This window comes from Streptomonospora litoralis (assembly GCF_004323735.1).
Taxonomy (GTDB): domain Bacteria; phylum Actinomycetota; class Actinomycetes; order Streptosporangiales; family Streptosporangiaceae; genus Streptomonospora; species Streptomonospora litoralis.
On the sequence record NZ_CP036455.1, the window covers coordinates 5,017,384 to 5,037,871 of the forward strand.

Here is a 20,488-nt window from a genome sequence, read left to right on the forward strand (position 1 = left end):
GCAGACTACGGTTGACCGGTGACACAATCCGGCGGGAAGGAGACACCGACGTGCGACTGGCGATCCTCGGTGGAGGCGGGTTCCGCGTCCCGCTGGTGCACCGCGCCCTGCTTGCCGAGTCCGCGCGCAGCGACGCCGTCGTCTCCGAGGTCGTGCTCTTCGACACCGACGAGCAGCGGATGCGCGGCATCCGGGCCGTGCTGGAGCGGCAGCGCGACGCCTACCGCACCTCTCACGGCGAGCCGCCGCTGACCGTCCGTGCCGAGGACACCCTGGCGGCGGCGCTGCAGGGTGCGGACACCGTGTTCTCGGCCATCCGGGTCGGCGCGATGCCGGGGCGCGTGACCGACGAGCGCGTCGCACTCTCGGCCGGAGTCATCGGCCAGGAGACTGTCGGCGCGGGCGGCATCAGCTACGGACTGCGTACGCTCCCGGTGGCGCACCGCGTGGCGCGCGCGATCGCCGAGCACGCGCCGAACGCATGGGTGGTGAACTTCACCAACCCGGCGGGCCTGGTCACCGAGGCGATGTCGAGTGTGCTGGGCGATCGCGTGATCGGCATCTGCGACTCCCCCGTCGGCCTGACCCGCCGCGCCGCCCGCGCGCTCGACCTGGACCCGGCCGGGGTGCGTGCCGACTACGCCGGGCTGAACCACCTGGGGTGGCTGCGGGGCCTGTGGAGCGGCGGCCGGGACCGGCTGCCCGACCTGCTGGCCGATTCCGACGCGCTGACCTCCTTCGAGGAGGGGCGGCTCTTCGGCGCCGAGTGGCTGCGGACCCTGGGTGTACTGCCCAACGAATACCTGCACTACTACTACATGGCGCGCGAGGCCGCCGCCGCTGCGGCCGATTCCGCCCGCGAGGGGCCGACCCGCGGCGAGGAGCTGGCCGAGCAGCAGCGCGGGTTCTACCGCGAGGCCGCCGCCCGGCCCGGCGAGGCGTTCGAGCTGTGGGACCGCGCCCGTCTGGAGCGGGAGCAGGGCTACATGGCCGACAACCGCCGCGCATCCGGCGCCGGCGAACGCGCCGAGGCCGACCTGGAGGGCGGCGGCTACGAGGAAGTGGCGCTTGCGGTGATGCGCGCGCTGACCCGCGACGAGCCGACGCGGTTGATCGTCGACGTCCGCAACCGCGGTGCGCTGCCCGGGCTGGACGACGACGCCGTGGTGGAGGTGCCCTGCCTGGTGGACGCGGGTGGCGCCCAACCGCTGTCCGCCGCCCCGCTTTCGGGGCACCAGCTGGCGCTGGTGCTGGCCGTTAAGTCGGTGGAACGCGACGTCATGGAGGCGGTGCGCACCGGATCACGCACTCCGGCGCTGCGCGCCTTCGCCGCCCACCCCCTGGTGGACTCGGTCACAACGGCTCGCACGCTGCTGCAAGGCTACCTGGAGGCGTTCCCCGACCTGGGCGACGTGCTGCCGCGCCCGTAGTCGAAGCGGCTGTCCCTGGGGCCGGGCACACATCCGGCCGACATGCCCGCGAGGCGCCGTGCAGCGGACCGCAGGTGCGTCCGCGGCGACGGCGACCGGCTCGACAGCTCACGGCCGTCGGGAACGGCGGATCTCCGCCACGATCTCCTCGGCCCGGTGCGTGCCGCAGCCGGTGGCGTCGCGGACGGCACCGGCCGCCTCGTTTTCGCGGCCCCGCTCGATCAGGCCGCACACGTGGGCGAGGGTCTCCGCCGGGAGGGGCGGCCCATCCGGCGACTCGGCGGCGTCGATCAGGGTGTAGCCGCCCGCGGGCGGCTCGGCGGAGGTGGCGGCGGCCGGTGCGGCCCCGCCCGGCTCCAGGTCGCCGTAGCTCCGCCGCACCTGTGCCGCGACCCAGGTCCCCAGGCCGAGCACGGCCAACGCGCCCAGCAGCGCCAGCAACATCAGCAGCAGGCTCATGCCCAAGCATCTACCCGGTGTAGCTGAATTCTCACCGAACGCACCCGGAGCCACCGTGCATGACGAAAGGCCCGGGGCGACCGATGCGGTCGCCCCGGGCCCTCGCAGCCGAGCCGCCTGTCGGAATCGAACCGACGACCTATTCATTACGAGTGAATCGCTCTGCCGACTGAGCTAAGGCGGCACAGCCCCGCCTGCGCGGGGCGGTCCCCAGTGTAGCGCCTCGGAACACCCGACCGGTACGCGGAAAAGAGTCCGCCGCCGGCGCGGCCGTTGCCGATCCGGCCGCTACGAGCACACCGTGCCCTTCTCCGGCGGCTCCGCCTTCAGCAGATAGGTATCGACCGCGTCGTCGATGCAGGCGTTGCCGCGACCGTAGGCCGTGTGCCCGTCGCCGTCGCGGGTGAGCAGCACGCCCGACTCCAGTTGGCGGGCCATCGCCTCCGCCCAGGTATACGGGGTGGCGGAGTCGCGGGTGGTGCCCACCACCAGGATCGGCGGCGCGCCGGCGGCGTCCAGCGGCTCGTGCTCGGCCGCCGCCTCGTCGGGCCAGTAGGCGCAGGTCAGCCCACCCCAGGTGAGCGCCGCACCGAAGATCGGGGAGGCGTCGTGGGCTTCCTCGACGGCGTCTTCGAAAGCGGAGATGTCGCGGGGGCTCTGCCGGTCCGAGCAGTTCACCGCGACCAGCGCGGAGGTGTAGTTGGTGTACTCGGCGGAGTCTCCGCGGTTGTAGAGGTCCCCGGCCATCTCCATCAGCCGGGTGCCGTCGCCGTCGAACGCCTCGGCCAGGGCGGTGCGCAGCCGCGGCCAGGAACTCTCGCTGTACAGCGCCGAGTGGATGCCCAGCTCCAGCCAGGAGCGGGTCGCCTCGCGGCCGTCGTCGAGACCGTTGCGCAGCGGTTCGCGACCGGCATCGTCGAGCAGCCCCGCGAGGCGGTCGGTGGCCTGCTGCACCCCGGCCTCGGCGCCGCCCAGCGGGCACCGCGCCCGGTCCAGGCAGTCGCGGACGAAGGACCGCAGCGCGATTCCCGCCCCTTCGGCCTGCTGCATGCCGAGTTCGACGATGCCGGCCGAGGGATGCATCGCACCGTCGAGCACCAGCGCCCGCACACGCTCGGGAAACCGGTCGGCGTAGTGCGCGCCGAGGAAGCTGCCGTAGGACTTCCCGAGGAAGGTGAGCTTGTCGTCGCCCAACGCCGAGCGCAGCACGTCCACGTCGCGCGCGACCTCGTCGGTGCCCACGTGCATCATCAGGTCGCCGGAGAGTTCGCGGCAGCCCTCGACGAAGCCGCGGTTTACCCCGGCCAACTCCCGCAGCCCGGCGTCGCTGACCTCGGCGGGGTCGGAGTCGCCGTCCTCGCTGGTGAAGTCGATCGCGATGAAGTCGTCCATCCCGGACCGCCGCAGGCACGTGAGCGGAGCGCTGCGCTCCACGCCCCGCGGGTCGAAACCGACGACGTCGAAGCGCTTGCGCACAGAATCGCCGATGGTGTGGGCGGCCGCCGATTCGGCGTACTCGAACCCCGACCCCCCGGGCCCGCCCGGGTTCACCACCAGCGATCCCAGCGGGTCGGGCGAGGAGGCGGGGATGCGCTGCACCGCGATCTCCAGCCGCTCCCCAGCGGGTCGTGTGTAGTCGAGCGGGACCTCGAACGTGCCGCACTCGGCGCCCTCGTCGCCGCAGTCGCGCCAGTCGATGTCCTGGCCGTAGAACTCGGCGAGCGCGTCGTCGGCGGCGCCCGCACCGCCGGGCGCGCCGCCACCGGTGCCGCTGCACCCGGCAGCCGCGGCGACCAGCGCCAGCGCCGCCGCACCCATCCGCACCGGGTACCTCACCGCGCCGCCGCACCCATCCGAGTCCGCCCGGCTCGTATCCGCGACACGCGGAGCCCGCCGCCGGTGGCCGTCATCTTCTGCACAAGCGCCACCCTAAGCCGTGTTCAAGCACGCCGGTCTGCTGTGCGGCCTTTCCGGGCCTTGGAACCGGGCGGGTGTCGGGTTGCCTGAACTGAAAAGCGGCGGCGACGGCGGTGCCCCTTCCGCCCCCGCAGGGGCTATCCCGCTCCCGGGGCCGGGCGGGGCGGCGTGCGGCGCTCCGGTCCGGCTCGCCCCTGCGAACCCCGGCATTACGGACACGCGGTCGCCCGGTCCTGACCGGGGCTGTCTGTTGAGCCGATTCGGGGCGGCCGCTGCGACCGCCCGGTATCAGCCCTGGTAGAGGGCCGCCGTCATCGCCTCCATCGCGATCTGCGGATGGACGTTGGCTGCGATGCGTTCGCGGCAGAGCATGATGGCGTCGATGCGGCGCAGACTCGCCTCCGGAGTGGAGGCGCGCGCGACGCGGTTCAGGTCGCCTTCGTGGCTGGACGCGGACAGCTCCACTCGCGCGCCCAGCTGAAGAGTGAGCACGTCGCGGTAGAACGCCACCAGATCCATCAGCGCCAGGTCGTAGGTGTCGCGCTTGATGCGCGTGGCGCGTCGCTTCTGCTGCTCCTCCAGGTCCTTCAGCGCCCCCGACGCGCCGCGCACGGCCTTGGCCACGCCCTTGCCGGTGGAACCCTCGCCGAACGCCGCCTTGAGGTCGGCGCGCTCCCGCTCGTCCAGCTCGGCGGTAGTGGCCTTCGCCTCCGCCTCCGCCAGCTCGTACAGCCGTGCCGCCGCGTCCACGCACGCACCGGTGCCGTCCAGCCGGGCCGGCATCCCCAACACCTCCGAGCGGCGCTTCCTGGCCTCGGGGTCGGTGGCCAGCTGCCGGGCTCGCGCGACGTGGCCGCCGGCGGCGCGGGCGGCCTCCTCGGCCTGTGCCGGGTCGATGCCCTCCCGGGAGACCAGCAGGTCGACCACCGCCCGGGTCGGCGGAGCGACCAGGCTCACCTGGCGGCAGCGCGAGCGGATGGTGACGAGCATGTCCTCGGCGGTGGGCGTGCACAGCAGCCAGACGGTGCGCGGCGAGGGTTCCTCGACGGCCTTGAGCAGCGCGTTGGAGGCGGCCTCGGTGGCGCGGTCGGCGTCCTCGAAGAGCACGACGCGGAAGCGCCCTTGGGTGGGCCGGGAAGCCGACTGCAGCACGAGCTCGCGGGTCTTGTCGACGCCGAAGCTCAACCCGCTGGGGCGCACGTAGAGCACGTCGGCGTGGGTGCCGGCGAGCACCTGGTGGCAGGGTTCGCACGAGCCGCAGCCGCCGCGGGGGCACTGCAGCGCGGCGGCGAACGCGCGCGCGGCCTCGGCCCGGCCGGACCCCGGCGGGCCGGTGAACAGCCAGGCGTGGGTCATACCCTCGCCCGGTCCTCCGGCGAGCAGGTCGGCGGCCGCGCGGGTGGCCGCGCGCAACCGCTCGGCCACGGCGTCCTGGCCCACCAGGTCGTCGAAGACCCCGGCTTCCCGTCGTTCGTCCACGTCTGCGCCCCGCTGCCGCTGTATCGCCCGCTCGGCCCGGCCGATGCGGAGTTCCGCCCGGCCTGCCCACAGGATAGACCGGGCGGACGACATCCCGGCCGCGAGCAGGCCCCGGAAGCGGTCCGGCCGCCGGAGTCGGGGGACTCCGGCGGCCGTCGGCACGCGCTTTCGCGGACTACTCCTTGATGGTGGGCATCATGCCGGTGATCGCCTCGGCGTCCTGCGGCACCGGGTCGGGCAGCAGCGGGCGGATGCGGCGCCGGATGTCGCGAGTGATCTCCTCGGCGGACTCGCGCGCGTCGACCACGACATAGCGGGACGGGTCGCGCTCGGCCAACTCGCGGAAGCCGCTGCGCACGCGCGCGTGGAACTCCTCCGACTCCCCCTCCATCCGGTCGGTGCTGCCGCCGAGGCGGGCGAGGCCCTGCTCCGGCGGGATGTCCAGCAGCACGGTCAGGTGCGGAGCGAGGTCCTCGGTGGCCCACTCGTTGACACGCTCGATCTCGTCGCGCGGCAACTCGCGTCCGGTGCCCTGGTAGGCCAGGGTCGAGTCGACGTAGCGGTCGCTGATGACGATGGCGCCGCGCTGCAGCGCCGGCAGGATCACCGACGCGACGTGCTCGGCGCGGTCGGCCGCATACAGCAGCGCCTCGGCGCGCGCCGACATGCCGGTGTGCTCCCGGTCCAGCAGCAGCGCCCGCAGCCGCATCCCCAGTTTCGTCGAGCCGGGTTCGCGGGTGGTCACGACCTCGAAGCCCTCGTCGCGCAGCCACACCGACAGCCGGCCGGCCTGGGTGGACTTCCCGGCTCCCTCGCCGCCTTCCAGGACGATGAAGGTGCCGGGCAGGCTGCGCTCCTCCTGCTTCGCCTCGACGGTGGGCAGCGGAAGACCGCGCAGCGCGAAGAACAGCTCCTTGCTCAGCGGGGCCTCACCGCGGGCGTCGACCCGGCGGTAGGTGACCGCCGACGCCGCGAGCACCAGCACCCCCGCGATCAGCAGCACCGCTCCGGTGCCCAGGAAGCCGTAGGTCAGCTCGCCGAAGGCGACCGCGTAGTCGCCGATGACAGCGGCGAGCAGCGGTGCGGCGACCATCGCGACCAGCAGCTGCGTGCGGGCCACCGCGTTGAGGTAGCCCAGCGTGCGGGTCCGGATGTCCTCCTCCAGCTCCTGGGTGAGCAGCGTCACGCCGGTCACCCAGGTGATGCCGGCGGCGGCGCCGGCCAGTGCCACCGCCACCGCGGCCACGACCATGTTCGGGATCAGGCCGGCGGCGAGCAGCGCCAGCGCCGCCGCGGCCATGCTCACGGCGAGCAGGCGCGGGCGGCTCAGGTGGTGCAGGATGCGCGGACCGGCCGCCATGCCCAGGCCCGCGCCGGCGAAGACGGCGGCGAACAGCACGCCGAAGCCGGCGTTGCCCGCGCCCAGGCTCGCCACGTGCAGGCGGGCCACGCCGGCCACGGCGGCGACGGCCGGGAACACGCTGACCATGCCGGCCAGCAGCCCCCGCACCAGCGGCGTCGTCCCGGCGAACCGCCTGCCCTGCCAGAGCGTGCGCAGCAGGTTCTCCGGGCGGTAGCGGTGGCCGCCCGAAGCGGCCGCGGGGGCCGACTGCCCGGTGGCGGGCTGCGCGGAGGCACCTCGCGCAGCCGAAGGCCCCGCGCCGGCCGCGGGCTCGGGCGCCGGGGACAGCTGCGCCGTGGCCTCGTTGTCGGCGGCGACCGCGGGTCCGGTGGCCGGAGTCAGCGGGGCGGTGCGCTCGTTGGAGCGGGCGGCGTCCGCATCGCCCTCTGTGGTCTGCAGAGGGTCGGTGGTGCCGGTCGTGGCGAGCGGAGCGGTGCCCTCGGTGGTGGCCAGCGGGCTGGTGCGCTCGTTGTCGGCGGCCGCACCCGCCGCGGCGGGAGGTCCCGCGGGGGCGGCCGTCGGCGGAGTCTCCGGCGCCGCTCGGCGCGGCTTGGGCAGCAACCAGGCGGACAGGGCCGACGCGAGGAACACGGCCCCCGCCGCGTACAGCGACGCGTCGGTCTGCGGCACCAGGAACGCGTCGGCCGAGGCCGCGCCGCCCGAGCCGGGCACCAGCGCGCCGACCAGCCAGCTCAGCGACGCGAGTACCGCGAATACCGCGGCGGCGACGGGCGCCGCACCGTAGACGGTCAGCAGGCCCAGCCGTGTGGCGTGGGCCTGCTTGCGCTTGGGAACCAGCTCGCCGAGCATGGCGTCCTTGGCCGGAGTCCAGGCCAGCGCGGCGATCTCGGCGAGGAACCCGGCGATCAGCAGCCAGTCCAGGCGGCCCGCGATCGGAATGGACAGGTAGAGGAGGGCGCGGGCGGCGTCGGCGGCGGCCAGCGTCAGCCGCCGGTCGAACCGGTCGGCCAGCAGGGCGGCCAACGGGCTCAGCAGCACCGGCGGCGCCAGTTTGACGGCGGCGGCGCCGGCGACCGCGTAGGCCCGCACCAACGGGTCGGCGTCGGCGGTCAGCGCGGCCGCCAAGGCGACCAGGGCGAGCAGGCCGAGCCAGTCGCCGAGGCTGGAGAGCGACAGCGAGACCCACAGGCGGCGGAACGGCTTGCTGGAAAGTACGCCGCGCGCCTCGCCCGGCGCTCCTAAGGGGGCAGATCTGCTCATAGCGATGAAGTATCGACTGTTCTGGTGCTGGGAATCGGGCTATCGGCCCGGATCGGGCCGGGTGCAGCGAAGTCCGCGTCGCGCCGCGGGGCAATCGTCAGCCTAGTGCGAAACGTGAGAAAGGCGATAGCTCGCTCGGACGCGCGGGTCCGAAACTCCCGCACAGCGCGCAGTGCGGGATTCGATGGAGCGTCCGCGGCACTGTAACGCCGGGCGCACATCGGCGCTACCCCGGTCGGCGCGACGCGGACGGAGGACGGCATTCGAACCGGCACGCCCGGCCGCCCCGACCTGCGAGTAAGCGGCATGCGCGGCGGGCGTGACGATCCCGTCACACCCGGAACCCGCTCTTCGGGACACGCGGCGGCGCGGCTCGGCGGGGACGCGAGAGGACCGGGGCGGTCAGGACTGCTGGGAGCCGCCGCGGGGTGTGCCGTCCTTGGTGCCCGACCGGGACGCCGTTCCGGCGGTGCTCTTCTTGGCGCGCGTCGTCTTCGCACCCGTCGACTTGGCCGCCGCGGAACCCGAGTCGGCGGATGCGGACCCCGACGAGCCCGACTTGGCCGAGCCCGACTTCGACGACGAGGACGACTTGGCCGACCCCGACTTCTTCGCCGCCGACTTCTTGGCGGGAGCCTTCGCACGCCGGTCCGCCAGCAGCTCACCGGCACGCTCGTCGGTGATCGCCTCCACCTCGTCTCCCTTGCGCAGCGAGGCGTTGGTCTCCCCGTCGGTGACGTAGGGGCCGAACCGGCCGTCCTTGACGACCATCGGCTTGCCGGTCTCGGGGTCGTTGCCCAGCTCGCGCAGCGGGGCCGCGGCCGCCGCCCGCCGACCGCGCTGCTTGGGCTGGGCGAACAGCTCCTTAGCCTGCTCCACGGTGACCGTGAAGATCTGCTCCTCTGTCTCCAGTGAGCGGCTGTCGGTGCCCTTGCGCAGGTAGGGACCGAAGCGGCCGTTCTGCGCGGTCACCTGCTCGCCGTCGATCTCGCCGACCACCCGGGGCAGCGACAGCAGCTTCAGCGCGTCCTCAAGGGTGATGGTGTCCAGCGACATCGACTTCAGCAGGGAGGCGGTACGGGGCTTGACCGCCGTCTTGGACTTCGACTTGGACTTGGCGGTACCGCCGGAAGACGCGCCGTTCTCGGAGTCCTCCAGCACCTCCGTGACGTAGGGTCCGAACCGCCCGTTGCGCGCCACGACCTCCCGCCCGGTCTCGGGGTCGGTGCCCAGCTCGCGGTCACCGCTGGGCTGGGCGAACAGCTCCTCGGCCTTGTCCGGGGTGAGCTCGTCGGGGGCGAGGTCCTCGGGGATGTTCACCCGCTGGCCGTCGCGCTCCATGTAAGGCCCGTAGCGCCCCACGCGGATCATGATGTCGGTACCGGCCAGCGGGAAGGAGCTGACCTCCTTGGGGTCGATCTCGCTGAGTTGGTCGCCGACGAGGTCCTTGAGCCCGGACTCGTCGTCGCCGCCGTAGTAGAACCGGCGCAGCCACGGCACGCTCTCGGTCTCGCCGCGCGCGATGTCGTCGAGCATGTCCTCCATGCGCGCGGTGAAGTCGTAGTCGACCAGGTTGCCGAAGTGCCGCTCCAGCAGCTGCACCACCGCAAAGGCGAGGAAGGACGGCACCAGCGCCGAGCCCTTCCGGAACACGTAGCCGCGGTCCAGGATGGTGCCGATGATCGACACGTAGGTGGAGGGTCGGCCGATCTCGCGGTCCTCCAGCTCCTTGACCAGGCTGGCCTCGGTGTAGCGCGCCGGCGGGCGGGTGCTGTGGCTCTCGGCCTCGATGTTCTCGGCCTTGAGCGGGTCGTCCTCCTCCAGCGCCGGCAGGCGGCGTTCGCGGTCGTCCAGTTCGGCGTTGGGATCGTCGGACCCCTCGACATAAGCCTTGAGGAAGCCGTGGAAGGTGATGACCTTGCCGGTGGCGGTGAACTCGGCCACTTCGCCGGCGTTGGAGGTGCCGGTCACCTTGACGGTCACCGACTCGCCGACCGCGTCCTTCATCTGGGAGGCGACCGTGCGCTTCCAGATCAGCTCGTATACCCGGAACTCCGCACCGGTCAGGCCGGTCTCGGCGGGGGTGCGGAAGGTGTCGCCGGCGGGGCGGATCGCCTCGTGGGCCTCCTGGGCGTTCTTGACCTTGCTGGTGTAGACGCGCGGCTTGTCGGGCACGTGATCGGCGCCGTAGAGCCGAGTGGCCTGGTCGCGGGCGGCCGCGATGGCGTTGTCCGACAGCGTGGTGCTGTCGGTGCGCATGTAGGTGATGAACCCGTTCTCGTACAGCCGCTGGGCGACCTGCATGGTCTGCTTGGCCGACAGGTTCAGCTTGCGCGAGGCCTCCTGCTGCAGCGTGGTGGTGCGGAAGGGCGGGTAGGGGGAGCGCTTGTGCGGCTTGCGCTCCACCGAGCGAACCGCGAAGTCGCTGCCGACCAGGCGCTGCACCAGCCCGTGCGCGGCCTCCTCGTCCAGGTGCAGCACGCCCGTCGCCGAGCGCAGTTCGCCCGAGGCGGTGAAATCGCGGCCCACGGCCACGCGGGCGCCGTCGAGGCTTACCAGGGAGGCGGTGAAGGTGGCCGGGTCCTCGGGGGTGCCGCGGCCCACCGAGTCGAAGGCGGCCTTGAGGCCCCAGTAGTCGGCGGAGACGAAGGAGATACGCTCGCGCTCGCGCTCGACGACCAGCCGCGTGGCCACGGACTGCACGCGGCCCGCCGAGAGCTTGGGCATGACCTTCTTCCACAGCACCGGGGAGACCTCGTAGCCGTAGAGGCGGTCGAGGACGCGGCGGGTCTCCTGGGCGTTGACGAGGCGCAGATCGAGGTCGCGGGTGTTCTCGGCGGCGTGGCGGATGGCGTCCTTGGTGATCTCGTTGAAGACCATGCGGCGCACGGGCACCTTGGGCTTGAGCTCCTCGCGCAGGTGCCAGGCGATCGCCTCGCCCTCGCGGTCCTCATCCGTGGCGAGGTAGAGCTCGTCGGCCTCCGCCAGCAACTCCTTCAGCCTTTTGACCTGCGGCTTCTTTTCGGAGTTGATGACATAGAGCGGTTCGAAGTCGTGCTCGACGTCCACCCCGAGCCGCGCCCACGGCTCACCCTTGTAGCGCGCCGGGATCTCGGCGGCCTTGGTGGGCAGGTCGCGGATGTGGCCGATGCTGGCCTCCACGACGTATCCCCGGCCGAGGTAGCCGGCGATGGTATTGGCCTTGACGGACGACTCGACGATGACCAGCCGGTTGCCGCCCTGCTGCCCGGTTTCCTTCGAGCCGTTCTCGCCGGCGCTGCCCTTCTTGGGTGGCACGCTCTTCCCCTACATCTCGCCTTGCGCTGTCTGTGCGACCGGTCAACGGGATCGCCAGCCATCGGAATTCCCAGCCACTGACGGTAACCGACGACAACGGGATCCGCTTGCCGGACCGCGCGATCCGGCCGTCCCCGTCGCGACCGGCCCACCCGCAGCCGGGGCCCGGTAGCTCACGTGTACGAACGGTATGGCACGAACGTCGCCGACGGTCGCAGAATGAAGAGGATGCTTGAGTACGAATACCGGGAGATCCGCTTTCCGCGCGGCACCTCGCGCAGCGCCACCAGGCAGGCGCTGACCGAGCAGGCCGAGTATGGGAAGTGGGAACTTGCCCGGGTACGCCTGTTTCCCGACGGGAGCCGGAGCGTCACCCTGCGCCGGAAGATCCTGCGACAGCTCCGCCTGATGTGATTTCCACCACATTCGAGGCCCGGTGCGGCTCGGCGCGCCCGCGCTGACCGCATCCGGCCGGGCCGTTTCCCGCGCACAGGCAAGCGGCGAGCCCCCTCGGATGCTCCGAGAGGACCGCCGCCGCGACCGGGTCCGGCCCACCCGCCTGTCCACCACGACAACCTTGCTGCGGGAGAGCGGCACCGGCCCGGCGCCGGTCCATCACGAAAGCCCCGAAAGGACTCGCCGCTTCAGCGTCGCGGCCGCCGTCCCCGCTCCCCCGCCTGTCCACCACGACATTTCCGATGGCAGGAGAGCACCGCGCCGGCCGCGCGCCGGTTCTTCGAAATCCGCGGCACCGCTCCCGCCGGCTGCGGGGAGGGCGGAGCCGCGGCGGCCCGGTCTACAGACCCAGGTCCGTGTCGACCTTCTCCTCGACCTCGCCGAGGGCGTCGGTCTCCTCGGCCTTCTCCGCCGCGGCCTCGGGCAGGCCGGACAGCTCCGCGGGAGCCGCCGCGGCCGGAGCGGGGACGTCGGCGGGCATCTGCGCCTCGACCGCCTGCGACCCGGGGACCTCCGCGTTCAGCGGCAGGGCGCCGGAGGGGTCGGGCAGCTCGTTGCGCAGCGGCAGCTCCTCGGTCACGCGGTCGGCGACCTCGGAGGTCTCGGGCAGCCCGTGGCTCATCGACCGGGTGTCGGCGGCCTGGGGCAGCTCCTGGGCGTGAGAGGTGTGGTTGCGGAGGTCCTCGCCGGCGCCCTCGACCACGGCGGCGCCGGTGTCGTCGGAGGCCGCGCCCGCGGTGCCCAGCACCGCGCCCACCGCGTTGCCCGAAACGTTGACCGGCACGTCGCCGTCGAGCACGGCCTGGTTGCCGCCCAGGATCGAGCCGTTGCCCGAAGTCGTGATGTCGTCGCCGCCGCGGTCGACGACGATCGAACCCGTGTCGTCGGAGGCGGCGCCCGCGACGCCGCCGACAGCGCCGATCGCGTTGCCCGACGCGTTCACGGGTACGTCCAGGTCGGCCACCGCCTGGTTGCCGCCCAGGATCGAGCCGTTGCCCGAGGTCATGATGTCGTCGCCGCCGTCACCCGCACGCTGGTGCAGGACCGGGCCGGCGTCGACGCTGTCGGGGCTGATGTGCACCGGGCGGCCGAGGTTGGCCCACTCCAGCAGGCCTTCGCCGGAGGGCGCGGCCTGGTGGTCGCGGTGGTAGCCGTCGTGGCCGTCCTTTCCGCCGTGACCGTCGTGGCCGTCCTTGTGGTCGTGGCCGTCCTTGTGGTCGTGGTCGCCGTGGTCCTTGTGGTCGTGGTGGTGGTGACCGCCGTCCTCGACCACCAGCGAGCCGGTGTCCTTCGAGGCCGCACCGGCGACGCCGGCGACCGCGCCGACGGCGTTGCCCGACACGTTCGCCGGGACGTCCAGGTCGGCCACGAGCTGGTTGGCGCTACCCAGCGCACCGTTGCCGCTGGAGGCGACGGTGTCGCCCATGTGGTGGTGGCGCCCGCCGTCGCCCTCCACGACCGCGGAGCCGGTGCCGTGGGAGGCGGCGCCCGCGGTGCCCAGCACCGCACCCACCGCGTTGCCCGAAACGTTGACCGGCACGTCGCCGTCGAGCACGGCCTGGTTGCCGCTCAGCAGCGAGCCGTTGCCCGACGTGTAGGGCCCGCCGTCGCCGCGGTCGACGACGGCGGCGCCGGTGTGGTCGGAGCGGGCGCCGGCGACGCCGCCGACGGCGCCGATCGCGTTGCCGGAGGCGTTGACCGGCAGGTCGACGTTGCCGACCAGCTGGTTACCGCTCAGCGCGGAGCCGTTGCCGGTGGTGGCGGGGTGGCTGTCGGCGAAGGAGACGCCGGCGCCCAGGGCCACGAAGCCGGCCGTGAGAACGGCCGCCTTTGCGGATGTGCGAACCCACTTCTGCATGTGGGAGTCCTTTCGAGACGTGTGTGCAGCTGAGTGAGATGGATGCCGCGGATCCCGCGCCCCTGGAGTGAGGCGCGATCCGGCGCGGCCGGTTTTCGTTCCGCGGCTGCGCACCTGGGGGGTACGGGCTACGCGGAACGCGGGAGGCGTGTCCGCCGCTCGGTGCCGGTTCGGGCGGAGCGGACGGCGCACACCGGGGCAGCTCCCCTCCGGCTGAGGAGAGGCTGACGTGAGTCCCGCGGACGTGGCCGCGTCGCGGAACTCGCGTCAACCCCCCGGTCCGCGGGACCGGGGAGCCGATCCGGCTCAGGCCGAGTTCTTGGTCTTGCGGCGCACTGCCACCACCAGGCCCAGGCCCGCGAGCACCGAGGCACCGGCGGCCCCCAGCAGCGGAAGCAGCCCGGCGCCGGTACGCGGCAGGGTGCCGCCCGCCTCGTTCACCGGGGGCGTGGCACCGGTGTCGGCGGGCGGGGTCTCACCGGCCGGGGTCGACGGGGCGGGGGAAGGCGCATCGGTCTCTCCCGGAGTGCTGGGACTCTCGCTGGGGCTGGGGGTGGAGCTGTGGCTGGGACTCGGGCTCGGGTACTCCGGGGGCACAGTGGGCGTGGGCTCGGGCGTGGGCTTCGGCGACTCGTAGGAGTCCGGCGGGGTCTCGCCGTCCTCGCACTTCGCGCCCGCGTTGCCCACCACGCCCACGGCGTTGCCGCAGACGTTCACCGGCGCATCGGCGTCGGCGCCGACCTGGTTGCCGCCGCCGATGGAGCCGTTCCCGCTGGTCGTGGTGTCGCCCTCGGATTCCGAGACCGACGCGCCGCCGCCCGATCCCTTGGGGCCGCCGGTGCCGGTGGAGGCTTGCCCTCCTTCGCAGGAGGCTCCGGCGGTGCCGAGCACGGCGACGGCGTTTCCGCAGATGTTGACGGGCACGTCGGCGTCGGCCACGGCCTGGTTTCCGCCGCCGATGGAGCCGTTCCCGCTGGTCGTGGTGTCGGCGTGGGCGAGCGGGACGACGGAGAAGAAACCGGCGGCCATGAGTGCGGCGAACGCCGTGGTGGTTTTCGTGGACATATGGCGATTCCTTGCGAGTCGTAGTGGGTCGTACTGATGCGTGGCAGGTGGCGAGGCGTGCTTCGACACGCGTCCGAGGTACGGAAACGCTGAGCGAAGACGAAAGCGCCCGGCAGGAGGCGGGCGCAGCGACGCGCCGCTTTCAGGCGTGCACGCTGGGCACGCCCGTGCGGCGCGTACTAGTCAGGCGAGAAGGACGGGTCGTCGGCGGTGTAGCGGACGACCACGGCAGGGTCGGCCGGCAGCGCGACGCGCTGGGCGACCAGCCGCAGCGTGTGGCCGCGGCTCATCAGGAATCCCGCGGGAGCCGCGGGGACCGGCGAGGAAGACACGGTGCCCGTGGAGTCGGAGTTCTCGTGCCAGGCCGTCCCGGCGAGCGGCTCACCGGTGTCGGCGGAGTCGGCGGAGTGCGCCTGTGCGGCCGTCCCGGCCGCGGCGGCAGCAGCGGCGGCGACCGCCTCGTCGGCTACGGGCGCCCGCTGGGTACGGGCCGCGGGCTCGGCCGCCGAGCCGTCGGTGGACTCGCGCTCGGCGGAATCCCGGTCGCCGCGGAGATCCGGGGCCCCTTCCCCGGTATCGGGGCGCGGCGGGTCGAGTGCCGCGGCGACTCCGTCGAGCCCGGCCTGCGGTCCCTCGTCGATGGTCTGCTCCAGGTGGTCCTGGATGCGATCGGTCCCGCCGGCGAGCCGGTCGGAGACCGCTCCGGCAAGGCGGGAATCGTCGAGCGACTCGTCGGCGAAACCGCCGACCTTGCGGCCGGTGTCCACGGTGCCGGTGACGACCTCGCCGGTCCCCCGAGCGGTGGTCTCCACCACTTCGCGGGCCCCGGCTCCGGCGGCGTCGGCGACACCTTCGGCCCCGGTCGCCGACGCGAGGGCCGGCACACCGGACTGGACGGCGGCCTGCCCCTGCCTGCCGACACGCCCGAGGGCACCGGCCGCGGGGGCGGACGCGGCCTCGGCGGCGCGACCGGCCTCGCCGGGCACGGCGCCGCCGATACCGGCTCCGGTCTCGCCCTCGTCCACGGACGCCGACGCCGACGCCGACGCCGACGCCGACACAGCCTCGGCGATGGGCGCCGGATCGGGAACGGGCAGGTCGTCGGCGACGGCGGCCGCTCCCCCGAGCAGCCACCCCGCGGCGGCCAGGCCGGTCAGCACACCCACTCGGCGCAGGGTGCGGCCCACGGAGCGGCAGCGCGCGAGAGCGGGGATACCCCGCCTCGTGCGATCTGCGAGCACCATGGACGACCCTTCGACGAACACCGGTTACGGATGCGGCGCGACCCGCCGCCCGGACTGTTCGCGGAGCAAAACTCCTGCGAACTGACAGTCACCGTAACACCACTGAGGGCAATGTGAAGGAGGGAAACAGGGAAACCGGCCGAGGATTTTTTCCCGACCGGTTTCGCGGTATCGCAAAGCGGGCAAAGACGACGTTCTCGCCGGTCGGAGAGCCACCGACCGGAGTGAGCCGCCGGGGCGCTCAGCTCAGGTCGAAGAAGCGGTCGAGGACCCGCACGCCGAACTGCAGCCCGTCGACCGGCACGCGCTCGTCCACACCGTGGAACATCCCGGCGAAGTCGAGTTCCGGAGGCAGGCGCAGCGGGGCGAAACCGTAGTTGCGGATACCCAGCGTCTGGAAGCTCTTGGCGTCGGTTCCGCCGGAAAGGCAGTAGGGCACCGCCTTGGCGCCCGCGTCCTCGGCCAGCAGCGACTCCGACATCGCGGTGACGATCCCGCCTTCGAACTCGGTCTCGACCGAGGGCAGGTGGTGGATGAACTCGCGGCTGACCTTGGGGCCGAGCAGACGGTCGATCTCGGCGAAGTACTCCTCCTCCAGCCCCGGCAGGAACCGGCCGTCGACCTCCGCGGTGGCGGCGCCGGGAATGACGTTGGCCTTGTAGCCGCCGTTCAGCACGGTCGGGTTGGCGGTGTGGCGCAGCGTGGCGCCGATCATGTTGGCCACCGAACCCAGACGGGCGACCGTCGACTCCACGTCGTTCTCGTCGAACTCGATGCCGAACTCGGCGCAGATCTCCTCCAGGAAGGTGCGCACGGTCTTGGTGAGCCGAACGGGGAACCGGTGGCGGCCCAGTCGCGCGACGGCCTCGGCGAGCTCGGTGACGGCGTTGTCGTCGTTGACCATCGACCCGTGCCCGGCGGTGCCGCGGGCCGCCAGCCGCATCCAGGCGATGCCCTTCTCGGCCGTCTCGATCAGGTACAGCCGCCGGTTCTCACCCACGGTGACGCTGAACCCGCCGACCTCGCTGATCGCCTCGCTGCAGTCGGCGAAGAGCTCGGGGTGCTGCTCCACCAGCCACCGGGCTCCCCAGGTGCCGCCGGCCTCCTCGTCGGCCAGGAATGCGAGCACGATGTCACGCGGCGGCCGGCGCCCTTCACGCATCCGCTGACGCAGGACGGCGAGGATCATCGCGTCCATGTCCTTCATGTCGACGGCACCGCGGCCCCAGACGCACCCGTCGGCGATCTCTCCCCCGAACGGATCGCGCGTCCAGTCCGCGGCGGCGGCCGGCACCACGTCCAGATGCCCGTGCACCAGCAACGGCGCCCGCCCCGGATCGGCCCCCGCGACCCGGGCGACCACACTGCTGCGCCCCGGATGCGACTCGTAGATCGCCGGCTCGATCCCGACCTCGTCCAACTTCCCCGCGACATACTCCGCAGCCGCCCGCTCCCCGGGACCGGAGTTGTCGCCGTAGTTGGACGTATCGATCGCGATGAGCTCCCGACACAACTCCACGACCTCACGCTCGGCCGCACTCGCCTCTCCACCGACACCCGCCATGACGCGTACCGCCTCCTCTCACCACCGGCTCTGCACGACCCTTCCATGGTCCCCCCGAACCAGAAAACGATGTCCGCCTCACCGCTGACCTTTGCTATGGTTAACCCAGCCCGCGCACCGAGCGCAGGGTTGCTACGTCCGGGTGGCGGAATAGGTAGACGCGCTAGCTTGAGGTGCTAGTGCCCGTTAAGGGCATGGGGGTTCAAGTCCCCCCTCGGACACTTTCGAATCTCCTATGAGATCGGAGCTGAGGACCACCTCAGCCTGAACGGTCTCCTCACCGGGGCTGTAGGTCGCCCTTAAGCCGAGCTGCTTGTACAGCTCGGCTTTGTCATTGGAGTCGGCCCCGTCCAGAACCCGGACGATGTCGCCCAATTCATGCACCATCTGGGTGATGGTCGCCTCGTCCAAGCGATCGCTGGGGGCTTGCAGGCGCTTCAGCTTGGCCTGGGCGGCTTGGCGCTGGTTCTCGGCCTCAGTGATCCACTCGATCACGGCTGAGGCCGCCGCGCCCCCGTCCAGGGCATCGCGGTACTGGCGAAGCCGGCGCTCGCACTCCTCGATCTCCATGCGGATCCGCTGCTCCTCGGCTGCGTGTTCGTCGTGTCCTTGATTGGCCGCCATGGCGGCGATGGTCTCGTCGATGCGGGGGCGCGCCCTTGGCGACGACGCCGTCCTCGGCTCGCCCTCTCAGGTTGTCGCGGGCGTACTCCAGAGCCTGGCCGGTGGCATAGCGCTCAAGCGCCGTCAGATCAGGGTCGGTACTACGGGATTGCTTGGTGATCGCGCCCCACAGGCCGGTATACGCACCCATCGCTTCGTCGGCGGCCGACGGTGGGGAAGATGTGTTCGCCTGTGAGGGAGACTCCGTGGGCGCGGCGGGTCCGCCGTTCGACGATGTGCATCCCGCGGCGGCAAGCACCGCCAGCGCGATGCCGCCTATCAGCGCCCCACAGTGCGCATGAGCCATCGGTCACCCCATGACTTCACCGTGTTCCCGACCGAAATCCGACTCCCGAGAGTAATACGACCGTCACTCTGATTGAAGGGAGTTCTCCGGCGGAAGCGAGGGATAACCGGATCCTCACGGAGAGGTAAGCCTGCAGGCGAAAGAAAGGGACGCCAACCTCGTGTCTAGTGATCATTTCTCTAGTGAAGAGCGATGTTCGAGACGGAAAGGTCACTTGTGATCTCCCGTCCCATGGCGGCACAGACTCCAGCGCAGCGCTCGACAAACGCCGGTACCGACGGCCCCCTCATCTCGTTCGTGCGGGGATCAGTGATGTTCGGTCAGCCGCTTCGGGGCGCCCTTGAGCCTCTTCTTCACCAGTCGGCCGCGCGCCGGCTCCAGCACCGACGAGGCATCACGACGGCTCCGTCGCAGGGGACGGACCGCCCGAACCGACGTCGACTCGCGCAGCGGATCTGTGACATCCTCGGCAGTAAGCTCGGTGACCGCTTCCTGCCGCATCCCTTAAGGCACCTATGACCGCTGCTGCGACAGAGATCATCGTCCGCGCTGTCATCTGCCGCGACGGCCGACTCCTCTTGGCGCGTCAACGCGACAAGTCCTGGTGGTTCCTGCCGGGTGGCCACGTCGACCCCGGCGAGCGGGTGGAAGCCGCTTTGGTCCGCGAGTTGGGTGAGGAACTCGGTACCGCGACCACGATCACAGGATTTCGTGGCGCGGTCGAGCACGGCTACATCGAAGACGGCATCACGCACCACGAGCTCAATCTCGTATTCGAAGTCGCCATCACCGGCACCGAGCCGGTCAGCCATGAAGATCATCTCGAGTTCCACTGGGTAGCCCTGGATCAGCTCGTCGATGCGGACGTTCGGCCGGGCGCTCTCAAAACCGCCCTCGTCACCGCCGGGGACCGCCCCACGCAGTTCTGGCACGGGTGGAACGGCTGACGGGTCAGCCGCGGACAAATACCACTCTGCGGGAACAGGCCTTTTGCGCGTGCAGACCCTGCCGGGCGCCCACGCGTCTCTACCCTGGTGGGCCATGAAGAAGGTCGCGATCGTCGGCTGCGGCGGCAGCGGCAAGTCACACCTGGCCCGCGCACTGGGCCAGGTCCTCGACGCCCCGGCCACGCACCTGGACGCCGCCTTCTACGACGACGAGTGGAACGCCCTGCCCATGGACGAGTTCGCCCAGCTGCAGCGCGAGTTGGTCTCCCAGCCTCTTTGGGTGATCGACGGCAACTACAACTCGACACTGCAGATCCGACTCGAAGCCTGCGACACGGTGGTCTTGATGGACGTCTCCACGATCGCCGCGCTCTACGGGATCTTCTCGCGGCAACTCCGGCACGGGGCTGGGCACAAGGGCAACGGAGTGCACAACCGCGTCCACTGGGGCGTGCTCACGTACGTCGCGACGTATCGCCGCAGGATGCGGCCGCGCGTGATGGCGAAGATCGAGGAGTTCGCCGCCGACCGGGCCGACGTGGTTCTGCTGACCAACCGGCGCCAGACACGACGCTGGCTGCGGGAGGTCGCCGCCGAACAGGCCTGACCGCTCCGCATCGCTCACGGGCGCGTTCGCGTGGGCGATGCTCAGCCTCCCAGGAGGTCATACCGGCAGGTGCGGCACCGCCGACACCGATCCGTCGGCGTGCCGCACCTGCCGGGGTTGAATGTCAGTCCTGCGGCGCGACGCGGATCCGGTTGCCATCGGGATCGGCTGCCAGGAAGGTGCGGCCGAATCCCGCGTCATGAGGCTCATGCAGGATCGTGACGCCCGTGGACTGCCACTGCTGGAAGACGGCTTCGAGTTCCTCAGGGCCACCGTCGATGGCCAGGCAGACCTCGCTGGTTCGGGGGACCTCGGCGAGACCCTCGAACTGCTCCGCCCACAGGGCCAGGTCGGCACCGGGCCCCAGGTCGAAGGCGATGTAGCCCGGGGTTTCCAACGACGGGCCGATACCGAGAAGCTCACCGTAGAAGCGAGCTGCGGCCGGCGCGTCGTTCACGTAGACGATGGTCACCACGGATGCGGACATGGTCTGTTCCCTTTCGATCGATCGTGGGCTGCGTGATCGGCACGCAGACACAGACTGACCTGCATATGCGCCGGATGATGGCGCA

Annotated in this window: 16 protein-coding genes and 2 tRNA genes; 5 read left to right on the top strand and 13 right to left on the bottom strand. The window is 71.8% G+C overall.

Annotated features, from left to right (window positions below):
- Positions 1-50 precede the first annotated feature (50 nt).
- Positions 51-1,430 carry a 6-phospho-beta-glucosidase gene (locus tag EKD16_RS21205; RefSeq protein WP_131100742.1) on the top strand — a complete coding sequence of 460 codons (1,380 nt, stop codon included), beginning with the start codon at positions 51-53 and terminating at the stop codon, positions 1,428-1,430.
- Positions 1,431-1,538: 108 nt separating this feature from the next.
- On the opposite strand, the gene EKD16_RS21210 is transcribed toward EKD16_RS21205, so the two are convergent.
- The 6 genes from EKD16_RS21210 to topA form a co-directional block, all read right to left on the bottom strand.
- Positions 1,539-1,889: a hypothetical protein gene (locus EKD16_RS21210; RefSeq protein ID WP_131100744.1), complete on the bottom strand. Its 351-nt coding sequence runs from the start codon at positions 1,887-1,889 to the stop codon at positions 1,539-1,541.
- 111 nt (positions 1,890-2,000) lie between these two features.
- Positions 2,001-2,073, bottom strand: a tRNA-Thr gene (locus tag EKD16_RS21215).
- Between the two features lie 104 nt (positions 2,074-2,177).
- A complete protein-coding gene (locus tag EKD16_RS21220; protein ID WP_341351854.1) occupies positions 2,178-3,725 on the bottom strand; it encodes an alpha/beta hydrolase in 1,548 nt (515 codons plus the stop codon).
- Between the two features lie 369 nt (positions 3,726-4,094).
- A complete protein-coding gene (locus EKD16_RS21225) occupies positions 4,095-5,285 on the bottom strand; it encodes a DNA polymerase III subunit delta' (RefSeq protein WP_242677099.1) in 1,191 nt (396 codons plus the stop codon).
- Positions 5,286-5,460: 175 nt separating this feature from the next.
- A complete protein-coding gene (tmk, locus tag EKD16_RS21230) occupies positions 5,461-7,908 on the bottom strand; it encodes a dTMP kinase (RefSeq protein ID WP_131100748.1) in 2,448 nt (815 codons plus the stop codon).
- 402 nt (positions 7,909-8,310) lie between these two features.
- A complete protein-coding gene (gene topA / locus EKD16_RS21235) occupies positions 8,311-11,205 on the bottom strand; it encodes a type I DNA topoisomerase (RefSeq protein WP_131100750.1) in 2,895 nt (964 codons plus the stop codon).
- 228 nt (positions 11,206-11,433) lie between these two features.
- Between topA and EKD16_RS21240 the strand changes: the two genes are divergently transcribed.
- Positions 11,434-11,619: a DUF5703 family protein gene (locus EKD16_RS21240; RefSeq protein WP_131100751.1), complete on the top strand. Its 186-nt coding sequence runs from the start codon at positions 11,434-11,436 to the stop codon at positions 11,617-11,619.
- A gap of 382 nt (positions 11,620-12,001) precedes the next feature.
- Here EKD16_RS21240 and EKD16_RS25505 read toward each other — a convergent pair whose 3' ends face one another.
- The 4 genes from EKD16_RS25505 to EKD16_RS21265 form a co-directional block, all read right to left on the bottom strand.
- Positions 12,002-13,519, bottom strand: a complete 1,518-nt coding sequence (locus EKD16_RS25505) for a hypothetical protein (RefSeq protein ID WP_242677100.1) — start codon at positions 13,517-13,519, stop codon at positions 12,002-12,004.
- A 306-nt stretch (positions 13,520-13,825) separates the two neighbouring features.
- Entirely contained in the window at positions 13,826-14,584 is a 759-nt protein-coding gene (locus EKD16_RS26400; protein WP_131100753.1) for an LPXTG cell wall anchor domain-containing protein, read from the bottom strand.
- A gap of 179 nt (positions 14,585-14,763) precedes the next feature.
- Positions 14,764-15,828 carry a hypothetical protein gene (locus EKD16_RS21260; protein WP_131100755.1) on the bottom strand — a complete coding sequence of 355 codons (1,065 nt, stop codon included), beginning with the start codon at positions 15,826-15,828 and terminating at the stop codon, positions 14,764-14,766.
- Between the two features lie 241 nt (positions 15,829-16,069).
- Positions 16,070-17,392 carry a M20/M25/M40 family metallo-hydrolase gene (locus EKD16_RS21265; RefSeq protein WP_131100758.1) on the bottom strand — a complete coding sequence of 441 codons (1,323 nt, stop codon included), beginning with the start codon at positions 17,390-17,392 and terminating at the stop codon, positions 16,070-16,072.
- 136 nt (positions 17,393-17,528) lie between these two features.
- Between EKD16_RS21265 and EKD16_RS21270 the strand changes: the two genes are divergently transcribed.
- A tRNA-Leu gene (locus EKD16_RS21270) sits at positions 17,529-17,613 on the top strand.
- On the opposite strand, the gene EKD16_RS21275 is transcribed toward EKD16_RS21270, so the two are convergent.
- Both EKD16_RS21275 and EKD16_RS21280 read right to left on the bottom strand, forming a co-directional pair.
- Positions 17,579-18,016: a hypothetical protein gene (locus EKD16_RS21275; protein ID WP_131100760.1), complete on the bottom strand. Its 438-nt coding sequence runs from the start codon at positions 18,014-18,016 to the stop codon at positions 17,579-17,581. The genes EKD16_RS21270 and EKD16_RS21275 overlap by 35 nt on opposite strands.
- Before the next feature lie 652 nt (positions 18,017-18,668).
- Positions 18,669-18,863 carry a hypothetical protein gene (locus EKD16_RS21280; protein WP_131100762.1) on the bottom strand — a complete coding sequence of 65 codons (195 nt, stop codon included), beginning with the start codon at positions 18,861-18,863 and terminating at the stop codon, positions 18,669-18,671.
- A 14-nt stretch (positions 18,864-18,877) separates the two neighbouring features.
- Here EKD16_RS21280 and EKD16_RS21285 point away from each other — a divergent pair, with 14 nt between their 5' ends.
- Complete coding sequence (locus tag EKD16_RS21285) at positions 18,878-19,309, top strand: NUDIX domain-containing protein (protein WP_131100765.1); 432 nt, start codon at positions 18,878-18,880, stop codon at positions 19,307-19,309.
- 94 nt (positions 19,310-19,403) lie between these two features.
- Positions 19,404-19,916 carry a P-loop NTPase family protein gene (locus EKD16_RS21290; RefSeq protein ID WP_131100767.1) on the top strand — a complete coding sequence of 171 codons (513 nt, stop codon included), beginning with the start codon at positions 19,404-19,406 and terminating at the stop codon, positions 19,914-19,916.
- A gap of 124 nt (positions 19,917-20,040) precedes the next feature.
- Here EKD16_RS21290 and EKD16_RS21295 read toward each other — a convergent pair whose 3' ends face one another.
- On the bottom strand, positions 20,041-20,403 hold the full coding sequence (locus EKD16_RS21295) for a VOC family protein (protein ID WP_131100769.1): 363 nt from the start codon (positions 20,401-20,403) through the stop codon (positions 20,041-20,043).
- Positions 20,404-20,488: the final 85 nt, after the last annotated feature.